Annotated in this window: 11 protein-coding genes; all 11 read right to left on the bottom strand. The window is 40.3% G+C overall.

Annotated features, from left to right (window positions below):
* Positions 1 to 112: 112 nt before the first annotated feature.
* Positions 113 to 817, bottom strand: coding sequence for a 30S ribosomal protein S2 (rpsB, locus tag JK635_RS10620; protein ID WP_202653920.1), 705 nt, complete (start codon positions 815 to 817; stop codon positions 113 to 115).
* Positions 818 to 1,034: 217 nt separating this feature from the next.
* Positions 1,035 to 1,814 (bottom strand): GTP-sensing pleiotropic transcriptional regulator CodY, encoded by a 780-nt coding sequence (codY, locus tag JK635_RS10615; protein WP_202653919.1) that lies wholly within the window; start codon positions 1,812 to 1,814, stop codon positions 1,035 to 1,037.
* A gap of 93 nt (positions 1,815 to 1,907) precedes the next feature.
* Positions 1,908 to 3,311, bottom strand: coding sequence for an ATP-dependent protease ATPase subunit HslU (gene hslU, locus JK635_RS10610; protein ID WP_202653918.1), 1,404 nt, complete (start codon positions 3,309 to 3,311; stop codon positions 1,908 to 1,910).
* A gap of 16 nt (positions 3,312 to 3,327) precedes the next feature.
* Positions 3,328 to 3,870, bottom strand: a complete 543-nt coding sequence (hslV, locus tag JK635_RS10605; protein WP_202653917.1) for an ATP-dependent protease subunit HslV — start codon at positions 3,868 to 3,870, stop codon at positions 3,328 to 3,330.
* Between the two features lie 490 nt (positions 3,871 to 4,360).
* Positions 4,361 to 6,439, bottom strand: coding sequence for a type I DNA topoisomerase (gene topA, locus JK635_RS10600; RefSeq protein WP_202653916.1), 2,079 nt, complete (start codon positions 6,437 to 6,439; stop codon positions 4,361 to 4,363).
* Between the two features lie 334 nt (positions 6,440 to 6,773).
* A complete protein-coding gene (gene dprA, locus JK635_RS10595) occupies positions 6,774 to 7,649 on the bottom strand; it encodes a DNA-processing protein DprA (RefSeq protein ID WP_202653915.1) in 876 nt (291 codons plus the stop codon).
* A gap of 184 nt (positions 7,650 to 7,833) precedes the next feature.
* On the bottom strand, positions 7,834 to 8,736 hold the full coding sequence (gene sucD, locus JK635_RS10590) for a succinate--CoA ligase subunit alpha (RefSeq protein ID WP_202653914.1): 903 nt from the start codon (positions 8,734 to 8,736) through the stop codon (positions 7,834 to 7,836).
* Between the two features lie 23 nt (positions 8,737 to 8,759).
* Positions 8,760 to 9,920, bottom strand: coding sequence for an ADP-forming succinate--CoA ligase subunit beta (gene sucC, locus JK635_RS10585; RefSeq protein ID WP_202653913.1), 1,161 nt, complete (start codon positions 9,918 to 9,920; stop codon positions 8,760 to 8,762).
* Between the two features lie 218 nt (positions 9,921 to 10,138).
* Positions 10,139 to 10,924: a ribonuclease HII gene (rnhB, locus tag JK635_RS10580; RefSeq protein WP_202653912.1), complete on the bottom strand. Its 786-nt coding sequence runs from the start codon at positions 10,922 to 10,924 to the stop codon at positions 10,139 to 10,141.
* A 24-nt stretch (positions 10,925 to 10,948) separates the two neighbouring features.
* Positions 10,949 to 11,815, bottom strand: coding sequence for a ribosome biogenesis GTPase YlqF (gene ylqF / locus JK635_RS10575; protein WP_202653911.1), 867 nt, complete (start codon positions 11,813 to 11,815; stop codon positions 10,949 to 10,951).
* Between the two features lie 19 nt (positions 11,816 to 11,834).
* Positions 11,835 to 12,395: a signal peptidase I gene (lepB, locus tag JK635_RS10570; protein ID WP_202653910.1), complete on the bottom strand. Its 561-nt coding sequence runs from the start codon at positions 12,393 to 12,395 to the stop codon at positions 11,835 to 11,837.
* Positions 12,396 to 12,471: the final 76 nt, after the last annotated feature.

Below are 12,471 nucleotides of genomic sequence, written 5' to 3'. Positions count from 1 at the left end.
TATCTTAGCCAATCAAGCTGAAGATAAAACTTTTTCAAATGACCATTTCTTTAAAAAAAGGTGATAAAGGGTCTCCCTCTTATCACCTTTTTATTAGTTTACGTTATTAAAATTAAGCTTCGACAACAGTTTCTTCGCCTTGTTTTGCTTCCAGGATGGCATCAGCCATTTTAGAAGTTAATAGTTTAACGGCACGAATGGCATCATCGTTTGCAGGGATGACAACATCGATTTCATCAGGATCACAGTTTGTATCAACAATCCCTACGATAGGAATGTTTAATTTCTTGGCTTCAGCTACAGCGATGCGCTCTTTACGAGGGTCAATAATGAATAATGCATCTGGAAGCTGCTTCATATCTTTGATTCCGCCTAAGAATTTTTCAAGGCGTTCCTGTTCTTTCTTTAATTGGACAACTTCTTTTTTCGGTAAAACATCGAAAGTCCCATCTTCAGCCATTCTCTCAATATCCTTTAAACGACCGATACGCTTTTGAATCGTTTCAAAGTTTGTTAATGTACCGCCTAACCAGCGATGGTTTACATAGTACATACCTGAACGTTCTGCTTCTTCTTTTACTGAATCTTGAGCTTGTTTCTTTGTACCAACGAAAAGCATTGTTCCGCCATTTGCAGCAAGCTCTTTCACCCAGTTGTAAGCTTCCTCAACCTTCTTAACTGTCTTTTGCAGGTCGATAATATAGATGCCGTTACGCTCGGTGAAGATATATTTCTTCATCTTAGGGTTCCAACGGCGTGTTTGGTGTCCAAAATGTACACCAGCTTCAAGCAATTGCTTCATTGAAATAACTGACATGTAATTTTTCCTCCTAATGGTTTTGATTTCCTCCGCCTGCATCATCTTTAAACAGAAACTGCACATGGCAGCACCACCTGTTTAAATCAACCGGCGTGTGTATTCACACCATGAAATAATATAGCATAGACAAAAAAAACAATCAAGTTTAACTTTAAAAAATAAGTGTCAGGCATCATATGAAGGTTCACATGGTACCTGACACCTCTACTACTTTTTAATGAGATTTAAGTTTTTCCAGCTCTACTAGGAATTTATCATTGAGGACTTTGATATAGGTCCCTTTCATTCCAAGCGAACGAGATTCAATTACACCAGCGCTCTCCAACTTTCTTAATGCGTTGACGATCACGGAGCGGGTGATGCCGACACGGTCGGCAATTTTTGAGGCGACTAATAAGCCTTCATGGCCATTTAGCTCTTCAAAAATATGTTCTATCGCTTCCAGTTCACTATAAGATAAAGAGCTTATAGCCATTTGTACGACCGCTTTACTTCTAGCTTCTTCCTCAATTTCTTCTGCTTTTTCACGTAAAATTTCCATACCGACAACAGTAGCTCCATATTCAGCAAGAATCAGATCATCATCCATGAATTTTTCATGTAGTCTCGCCAGTATTAATGTACCCAAGCGTTCACCACCGCCGATAATCGGGACAATAGTCGTTAATCCTTCACGGAATAGGTCTCTGTTTTCAACGGGAAAAGCTGTATATTCACTTTCAACCCCTAAGTTAGGAGAGGTTTCTGTAATGCTGAATAAGCTTTGAGTGTACTCTTCAGGGAATTGACGTTCTTCAAACATTTTTTTCATGCGTTCATTTTCAATCTGTTGATAAATCGAGAAGCCTAAGAGCTTGCCGCGGCGGCTAACAATGAAAATATTCGCTTCAATTGTTTCACTTAAGGTATCTGCCATTTCCTTAAAGTTTACCGGCTTTCCAGCAGCCTTTTGTAATAAAAAATTAATTCTTCTAGTTTTTGTCAGTAAATCCATCTGTTTCTTCCTCCTAAATAACTGCAACCATTATTAATTTTTTTTAAATATTTAAGCTTGCCTTGCAAAAAAACATGGTAACTCCAATATCTTCTAGAGAATATATTGGCTTAAATCCTTATTTTTCGAGATGGCCCCAAGTTTTTCATCCACATACTGCGGTGTGATCGTGATTTTATCCAGTGTAATTTCAGGTGCCTCAAAGGAAAGATCCTCCAATAGTTTCTCGAGAATGGTGTGAAGTCTTCTGGCACCTATATTATCGGTATTTTGATTCACTTCAAAGGCAATTTCAGCAATTCTATGAATAGCATCGTCAGAAAATTCAATTTGTATACCTTCTGTTTCCAATAATGCATGATATTGTTTAATCAGGGCATTGTCAGGCTCCACCAAAATCCGATAAAAGTCTTCCACTGTCAATTTCGTCAATTCAACCCGAATTGGAAACCGACCCTGCAGCTCTGGGATTAAGTCTGATGGTTTGGCCATATGAAAGGCACCAGCAGCAATAAATAATACATGGTCAGTTTTGATTGGACCGTATTTTGTTACGACTGTAGAACCTTCGACTACTGGCAAAATATCCCGCTGTACTCCTTCCCTGGAAACATCTGCAGAAGAACCGCCAGAATTTTTACTGGCAATTTTATCGATCTCATCAATAAAAATAATTCCGTTTTGTTCGGCACGATAGATCGCTTCAGTCGTTACTTCATCCATATCAATCAATTTGGCTGCTTCCTCATTGGTCAGGACTTTTCTTGCTTCACGAACCGTTAATTTTCGTTTCTTACGCTTTTTGGGCATAAGACTGGAAAGAGCATCCTGCATATTCGTGCCCATTTGTTCAATTCCGGAGCCTTGAAGCAAATCAAACATAGAAGGGGCTTGTTCTTCTACCTCCACTGTAACGACTTCATTCTCCAATTCTCCTAATGCTAGTTTTTCTTTGACAATCTTTCGCTTTTCATGGATCGAGTAATCCTCCTGGCTGACTTCCTGCTCTGGAGAAGAATTTCCCCCGCCAAATAACATTTCCAACGGGTTTTTATAATTTGTTGCCTTTTTTGCCGAAGGAACTAGCAATTCAACCAGCCTGCTGTTAGCGTTTTCTTCGGCTCGTTCCTTCACACTTTGCATCCGCTCCTCTTTCACGAGACGAACAGCTGTTTCAGCAAGGTCACGAACCATTGACTCAACGTCACGTCCTACATAGCCAACTTCGGTAAACTTGGTGGCTTCAACTTTCACAAACGGTGCACCAACCAGCTTGGCAATTCTTCGGGCGATTTCGGTCTTACCTACCCCGGTCGGACCAATCATTAGAATATTCTTTGGAATAATTTCGTCTCTCAAGTTTTCAGTCAACAGACCTCTTCTGTATCTATTTCTCAGAGCAACAGCAACAGCCTTTTTTGCATCCTTTTGTCCAATGATATATTGATCAAGTTTTTCAACAATTTGGCGGGGGGTTAAATTGGTTGTTCTTGCCATTTTATGTCTCCTTCCATTATAACTCTTCAACAATGATGTTGTGGTTTGTGTAGACACATATATCCGCAGCAATTTCTAATGAAGCTTTTGCTATTTGCTTGGCAGATAATTGTTCCCCAGCGTATCTTTTTAGGGACCGTCCCGCGGCCAACGCATAATTTCCACCGGAGCCAATCGCAAGAATTCCATCATCAGGTTCGATCACTTCACCTGTACCGGATACCAATAGGAGATTCTCGCGGTCCATCACAATCAGCATTGCTTCCAGTTTCCGAAGCACTTTATCACTTCTCCACTCTTTTGCCAGCTCAACAGAAGCTCTTTGCAGGTTTCCGTTAAATGCCTCTAATTTCCCTTCAAACAGCTCAAAAAGGGTAAAAGCATCGGCTACCGATCCGGCGAAACCGGCTATTACCTTCCCATTAAAGATCTTTCTAACTTTTCTTGCAGTATGCTTCATCACAACCGCATTACCTAAGGTAACTTGACCATCACCCGCCATAGCACACTCGCCATTGTGGTGAATGGCAAAAATCGTTGTTGCATGAAATTGATCCATTTATGGTCCTCCCTTTTGGAGTAAATAATGTTTCTCGATTTGTTCAGTTTAACTTATGTAAAAATTCCCAAAAATATCAACAGGAAATGATCTGTTTCCACTTATCCCTAAATAAATGAAAATTAGTAACATTATCGACAAACTGTTAGCTTCATGTTCAGCCTTGAACAAAAAAAAAGCACTAATTTACCCAATGGTTCATTTGTATATTTTGAATAATCCCACAACATTTGTAAATACATTATACAGAACTTTAATAAAACTTTCACATTTACGAGCATCAAGGCAGCCAAAAGCTCTTACATCATATCACATATTATTCATCCATGCAAGATATTTTACAAAAATTTCATAAAGTTCTGAATTGTCTATAGTGATGGTCCATACTTTTTTGTCTACAATCATTTAAGCCCATTTTGCATTGTACTACACGTTGCAAAAACAAAAAAGATTAAAAAGAAAAAATAGAAGAGCGGACATCTGCCCACTCTTAGCTTTGCGGTTCCTCCTTGTAGTCACACTTGATGCATTGGACCTGGACACCTTTCTTTAACTTCTTTTCTACCAAAAGTCCGTCACATTTCGGACAGTTTCTTGGCAGCGGTTTGTCCCAAGAAATAAAATCACATTCCGGATAGCGACTGCAGCCATAGAACAATCTTTTTTTCTTACTTTTTCTTTCGATAATCATGCCCTTTTTACAATTAGGACAAGTAACACCAATTTCTTTGACAATCGGTTTTGTATTTCGGCAGTCAGGGAAATTACTGCAGGCCATAAACTTCCCGTAGCGTCCCATTTTAAAAACCATGGGACTACCGCAGATTTCACAATCTTCACCAGCAGGTTCATCCTTTATTTCCACTTTTTCCATTTCCTGCTCGGCTTTGGCTAGATGAGTTTCAAATTCTCGGTAAAATGCATCGATCAATTTAATCCAGGGCATTTTGCCTTCTTCCACATAGTCCAATCCTTTTTCTAATCTCGCTGTAAATTCCACGTCGATAATATCCGGGAAAAATTCTACCATTACTTCATGGACAATTTCCCCAAGCTCTGTCGGAATAAAGCGTTTATTATCAAGCGATACATAGCCGCGCTTTTGAATCGTATCGAGCGTCGGGGCATATGTAGAAGGGCGGCCGATTCCAAGTTCCTCTAATGTTTTTACCAATCTTGCTTCCGTATATCTTGGCGGCGGCTGGGTAAAGTGCTGTTTAGGTTCAAGATCTTTTTGGAACACTTCGTCCCCCTCCTTAAGGTCAGGAAGCATTTTGTTGGTTTCATCCACTTGGTCATCAGTACCTTCAACATACAGTTTCATAAACCCAGGAAATTTAATTTTTGAGCCGGTTGCACGAAAAATGGCATTGCCATTCTGCAAATCAACACTCATCGTATCCATTACCGCCTGTGCCATTTGGCTCGCTAAAAAGCGTTCCCAAATTAATTTATATAACCGAAGTTGATCTCTTGATAAGAATGCCTTTAAACTATTGGGTTCTCGAAATGTGCTGGTTGGCCGGATTGCTTCATGGGCATCTTGGGCATTTGTTTGTTTTCTCTCTTTTCTATTATCAGACTTTAGATAATTTTCTCCGTAGGCAGTCTTAATAAAGTTAACGGCTTCGTTCTGGGCCACTTCTGATATCCGGGTAGAATCGGTTCTCATATAGGTAATCAAACCGACCGTACCTTCTTTTCCCAATTCAATCCCTTCATATAGCTGCTGTGCCAGCATCATCGTCTTCTTGGCCCGGAAATTTAATTTTCTTGCTGCTTCCTGTTGCAAAGAAGACGTCGTAAACGGCGGTGCCGGATTTCGCTTTCGCTCTTTCTTGCTTACGGATACCACTTTGAATTTATGACCATCCATCTCCCGCAGGATTCTTCGTACGTCTTCTTCCGACCTTACTTCTGTTTTTTCCTCACCGATTAAAGAATGGAAGCTTGCCGTAAATTGGTCTGTCCCTTTTATGAGTTCACAATCGATGGTCCAATATTCTTCAGGAATAAAGGCCTGGATCTCTTTTTCACGGTCAATAATCAATCTTACCGCCACAGATTGAACCCTTCCGGCACTCAAGCCTTTTTTAACCTTTTTCCATAAAAGCGGGCTTATATTATAACCTACCAGCCGATCCAAGACTCTTCGTGCCTGCTGGGCGTCAACTAAATCCATATTAATTGGACGCGGATACTTAAAAGATTCCTTGATCGCATCCTTGGTAATTTCATTAAAAACAACCCGGCAGTCTGATTTAACATCCAATCCAAGACTATGCGCCAAATGCCAGGCGATTGCTTCCCCCTCACGGTCAGGGTCGGCAGCGAGATAAACCTTTTTTGCCTTTTTAGCTGCTGTCTTTAGTTCTTTTAACACTGGGCCTTTGCCGCGGATCGTAATATATTTGGGTTCAAAATTATTTTCAACATCAACCCCTGTTTGGCTTCGGGGTAAATCTCGCACATGGCCCATCGATGCTTTTACTTTATATTTTTTTCCTAAATATCGTTCAATCGTTTTTGCTTTTGCTGGCGATTCGACGATAACAAGAAAGTCAGACATTTCCATTCCTCCTCTAAGAGGGAAAATATGAAAGCTCCTGGATGATAGCCAAAAAAGCTTTTCCTTAGGTGCTTACATAGTTTAGGAAGTTTTCTAAATTTCAATTTCTAAGCTAGAAAAAAACTTTTACAAAACTCCTTATCCCAAAAGTGATTCATCTTAATTTATTTACAATATTATTTATTAGTTTTCATCTTATTCTTTTTTTCGAACATCTGTTGGAAAATGTATAACAGATTAGAAATAATTTCAACCTTTTTATACTATATTTTCATTTTTTATTCAAAAAAACGCAATTTTTTAAACGTTTTTTCATAATTTAGTTAGAGTTTTATCATAATTCTTCTAAAATATCCTCAGCTTTGGTGATCAGTTTTGCCCCTTGCTGGATTAAATCATTTGTTCCCAAGGAAAAAGGATTAAAAATACTGCCTGGCAGCGAAAATACTTCACGGCCTTCATTAACTGCAAAATTTGCTGTAATTAAGGAACCACTTTTTCGTTTGGCTTCAATAATAAATGTTCCTCTGGACAAACCGCTAATGATCCGATTCCGTGCGGGAAAGTGCCATTTTTGCGGCTTGGTATCCGGTGGATATTCTGAAAGCACCAGTTGTGTGTCCATCATTTCTAGTGCCAAATTTAAATTCTCTCTTGGATAAATATGATATAATCCCCCTGCAAGAACACCAATGGTGCGGCCGCCATTTTTTATCGCATATTGATGGGCAAGGGCGTCAATTCCTTTTGCCAGACCGCTGACAATCAGGACATTATTTTCAATTAATTGGGGGAACAGGAGCCTAATGGCATTTCGGCCATACTGTGTTGCCTGCCGTGATCCGACAACTGCCAGCTTCGGTTCTCGTTCAAGTAAGGAAATATCGCCCTTCGCAAATAAAGCCCATGGCGGTTGATAAATTTCCTTTAAATACACAGGATATTCCTTATCAAATATCGTGATAACCTGGATATCGTTTGATTTATATTGCTGAATTTGCTCATGAATGAGTTCGGGAAAAAAGCAATCGATCGATGGGTTTGAAGAAGGAGTTTCATTTGTGGGGAAAACCATTTTTAGTTGTGCAGTTGAATGATTTGGGTGAAGCAATTCAAGCATCGGGTCTTTCTGCAATATTTTCAATACATTATTCCACGAACTATTTGGATAATGAAGCAATGTTATCAGTCTTTCTCTGAATTGATTCATCAACAAGATTCCTCCATTATTTTTTATTGAGTATCTGTAATAAGCAAGCAGTGTTTGCACTACAGGGCGCTCCCGCCTAAAAACGCAGAAATAGCCCCTCTTGCTACGAGGGACTATCTGCGGTTCATTCATCGGTGTCTGCGGATTCATGACTAGCTGCGAGCCTTTAGCGCTGTAACCTTTTTTAATGAGTTTTACATTTCTCGTACAAGCCTTTTTCTTTAAGGACTTCGATTAACGTTTCTCCCATTACAGCTGGGGTTTCCGCCACTTTAATGCCGCATTCGTTCATAACACGAATTTTCTCATCGGCTGTACCTTTACCGCCGGAGATAATTGCGCCGGCATGGCCCATGCGCTTACCGGGAGGGGCAGTACGGCCGCCAATGAAGCCGACAACTGGTTTTGTCATATTTGCCTGTACCCATTTCGCCGCTTCTTCCTCAGCGGTACCACCGATTTCACCAATCATGATGACGGCATAAGTTTCAGGGTCTTCATTGAAAGCTTTTAACACATCGATAAAGTTTGTTCCATTAACTGGGTCGCCGCCAATACCGACAGCCGTTGTTTGACCAATACCAGCTTGAGTTAATTGATGTACCGCTTCGTATGTCAATGTACCCGAGCGGGAAACAACACCGACATGACCTTTTTTATGAATATAGCCAGGCATGATACCAATCTTGCATTCATCTGCTGTAATCACACCTGGGCAGTTCGGACCGACTAAGCGAGTCTTCTTTCCCTCCATATAACGTTTCACTTTCACCATATCCAAAACTGGAATATGCTCGGTAATACAAATAACAAGATCCAGTTCAGCATCGACTGCTTCGATAATAGAATCAGCCGCGAATGGTGCAGGAACATAGATAACAGATGCATTTGCTCCGGTCGCTTCTACCGCTTCTCTTACGGTATTAAATACAGGTACCCCTTCTACTTCTTGTCCGCCCTTACCTGGAGAGGTTCCGCCAACAATCTTTGTACCATATTCAAGCATTTGTTTCGTATGGAAACGGGCAGTGCCGCCAGTAATCCCTTGAACTAAAACTAAAGTATCTTTATTAATAAAAACGCTCACGTTCATTCCCCTTTCTTTCGATCCTATTTAACTAGTGAAACGATTTTTTGTGCGCCGTCTGCCATCGATTCAGCCGCAGTAATGTCTAAACCTGACTCTGAAAGGATTTTCTTACCTAAGTCAACGTTTGTTCCCTCTAAACGAACAACAAGCGGAATTGTTAGTCCAACTTGCTTTGCTGCTTCTACGACACCTTCTGCAATGACGTCACACTTCATAATTCCGCCAAAAATATTGACAAAAATACCTTTTACATGGGGATCAGAAAGGATAATTTTAAATGCTTCCGTAACCTTCTCAGCTGTGGCACCACCGCCAACATCCAAGAAGTTTGCTGGCTCGCCGCCATAATGCTTAACGATATCCATTGTCGCCATTGCCAGTCCGGCACCGTTAACCATACAGCCGATATTTCCATCTAAAGCGATATAGCTTAAATCATATTTAGATGCTTCGATTTCTTTTGGATCTTCTTCTTCAAGATCACGATATTCTAATACGTCCTTTTGACGATATAATGCATTGGAATCAAAGTTTAATTTAGCATCCAAGGCCATGACTTTTCCATCACCGGTTACAACCAATGGGTTAATTTCCGCAATCGAGCAGTCTTTGTCGATATAGGCATTGTAAAGTCCTGTCATGAACTTCACCGCCTGATTAATCAATTCCTTTGGAATATTGATATTGAAGGCCAGACGACGTGCTTGGAACGGCATTAAACCAAGAACGGGATCAATTTCCTCTTTAAAAATTTTCTCTGGTGTGTTGGCGGCAACTTCTTCGATCTCTGTACCGCCTTCTTCGGAGCCCATTAACACGACTCGGGAAGTAGAACGGTCCAAAACTAGGCCAACATAGTATTCTTTTTTGATGTCACAGCCCTCTTCGATTAATAGACGCTTTACTTCTTTTCCTTCCGGGCCTGTTTGATGTGTCACCAATGTTTTTCCTAAAATTTCGCTGGCGTATGTACGAACCTCATCAAGATTTTTCGCTACTTTAACCCCACCGGCTTTACCCCTTCCGCCTGCGTGAATTTGCGCTTTTACGACACAAACTTCCGTGCCTAATTCTTTGGCCGCTTCAACGGCTTCTTCTACCGTGAAAGCTACTTTACCATTTGGAACCGTAACTCCATATTTTCTGAGGATCTCTTTCCCCTGATACTCATGGATATTCATTTCCCATCCTCCTCAATTTTACTGTTTGCAAAAATTGACTCCGTTTTCATTTTATATGAATGAGTTTAACCTTGTCTACCATTAAGCAATAAATTATATTACTCTAGATTTTTTATCTTCAATAATCGTATATACCCCAAAAATTATTTTAAAATAAGAAATTATTATTTTTTTACTATAACAAAAAACAGGCATAATAGCCTGTTTTAAAAATATATTTATGAGAATAGATTTGGCATATAGATTTCTTTTATTGGTGAAAAAGATTTCCGGTGATAGGGGGTTATTCCGTATTTCTTAATGGCCTGTAAATGCTCCTTTGTCCCGTATCCCATATTATGTTCAAAACCATATTCGGGATAGCTCAGGGAAATTTCCTTCATTAGCTTATCTCTTGTTGTTTTAGCAACAATAGAGGCTGCGGCAATCGAAATACTCTGGGCATCTCCTTTAATAATTGATTCTGACGGATAAGGAGTCATGAGCGGCATCGCATCGATCAATAGAAAGTCAGGCTGGATATGTAATGAGGCGATTGCTGATTTCATCGCCTTCTTCGTCGCTTCATATATATTGATTTCGTCGATTTCATCAGCTTGAATCTGGGCTATACTGACTGAAACAGCTTCTCGTTTAATAATTTCCGCATATTCCTCGCGCTTTTTTTCTGATAGCTTTTTGGAGTCATCGATCCCCGGCAAGTAGAAATTATCCGGCAAAATAACGGCAGCGGCCATTACCGGACCAGCGAGGGGGCCCCTTCCTACCTCGTCCACACCGGCAATTAGTTGATATCCCTGGAACCAGAATTTTCGTTCATATTGAGTCATCTCATGAAATTTGGCTTTAAGAAACTGTTCTTCTTCCCGTAATTTCCGCCATTTATTCAGGCTTTTTTGAACACCAATCCGGCTATCTTTTTCAAGTTCAAGGATATAGGGATGAAGCTCATCCGTAATAGCTGTCAGATTCTTTTCGATTTCTGCAATCGACGGTCGTTTCATATTCGTCACCTTAACTTTTCAGATTTACAGAGTTGTTATCTCAAAATCGCCTGGTTTTTCAAACGAGATCGGTCCAAATTTTTCAGAGCGGATTTCCCGGATGACAAGTTCGGCCACTTTATCATAATCGACCATCCCGCCACCCATCAAGCAGCCTCTGAGCCTGCCTATATGTTCGAACAGCTCAACAGGGTCATCCGGCAATTCCAGAAGATGATAGCGATCCTTTAAGCGCTCGGGGTACGCTCGTTCTAAGAATTTCAAAGCATAGATGGATAAATCATGCAAATTTAATAACGTATCCTTTATCGCCCCGGTTATCGCCAATTTCATCCCAACCTCCTGGTCTTCAAACTTCGGCCATAGAATCCCGGGGGTATCAAGCAGTTCCATTTCTTTGCCAACCTTTATCCATTGCTGCGCTTTTGTCACACCAGGGGTATTGCCGGTTTTAGCAATATTCTTTTTCGCCAAACGGTTAATCAGTGTAGACTTTCCAACATTCGGAATTCCTACGATCATCGCTCGTATTGCCCGTGGTTTTACACCTTTGGCTTTCATCCGGTCAAATTTTTCCTTGAGAATTTCCCGAGAAGCAGCGGTTAGCTGCTTTAAACCTTCGCCGGTCAATGAATTAATTGTAAGAGACTGGAGTCCTTTTTCCGCAAAAAAAACTACCCACTCCTTTGTTGTCTCTTTATCTGCCATATCAGCCTTATTTAATAGAACTAGTCTTGGTTTATGTTGAATAATCTCATCAATCATCGGGTTTCGTGAAGAATACGGGATTCGTGCATCAACCAATTCAAAAATAATATCAACTAGCTTTAATTTTTCTGTGACCTCTCTCCTAGCCTTTGCCATATGACCAGGAAACCATTGGATCGTCAAGCGAATCACATCCTCCCGTCTATTTCAATTTTACAATATGGGCATCACTTATCGGCCAAAAAACAATCGTAGCCTTTCCAATTACTTTGCTCATTGGAATGGCACCAATATGACGCGAGTCTTTACTATAGCGGCGATTATCACCCATGACAAATAATTCGCCCTTTGGAACCGTTTTGCTGCCTACTGCTGTTTCTTCCAACTTGAAATCATCGGTAAGCGGACCATCCGCCACTTCGCTCTTGTATTGATCCAAATACGGTTCTTTGTAAGCTTTCCCATTAACATATAAAGTATCATTTTTGTATTCGATTCGATCACCCGGGAGCCCGATCACACGTTTAATGTAATCTTTCTTTTCGGGTGCATGAAAGACGATAATATCAAAGCGTTTTGGTTCACCAATCCGATAGCTTAATTTATTTACAATCATCCGATCTTGATCCTTTAGTGTCGGCATCATTGACAGACCATCCACTACAATCGGAGCAAAAAGAAAATAGCGAATAACTGCTGCTAAGGCTACCGCTATTAACAGTGCCTTTGTCCATTCCCAGAGTTCATTTTTCTTTTTCGTCATACATAACCCACCATTCCTACAAAAAAATATTATTGAGATTATTGTACATAACTTTGTTCATTTAACACAACGGGCT

This window comes from Neobacillus paridis, from assembly GCF_016765675.1.
Lineage (GTDB): Bacteria > Bacillota > Bacilli > Bacillales > Cytobacillaceae > Neobacillus > Neobacillus paridis.
This window is presented reverse-complemented; position numbering and strand designations above follow the sequence as displayed.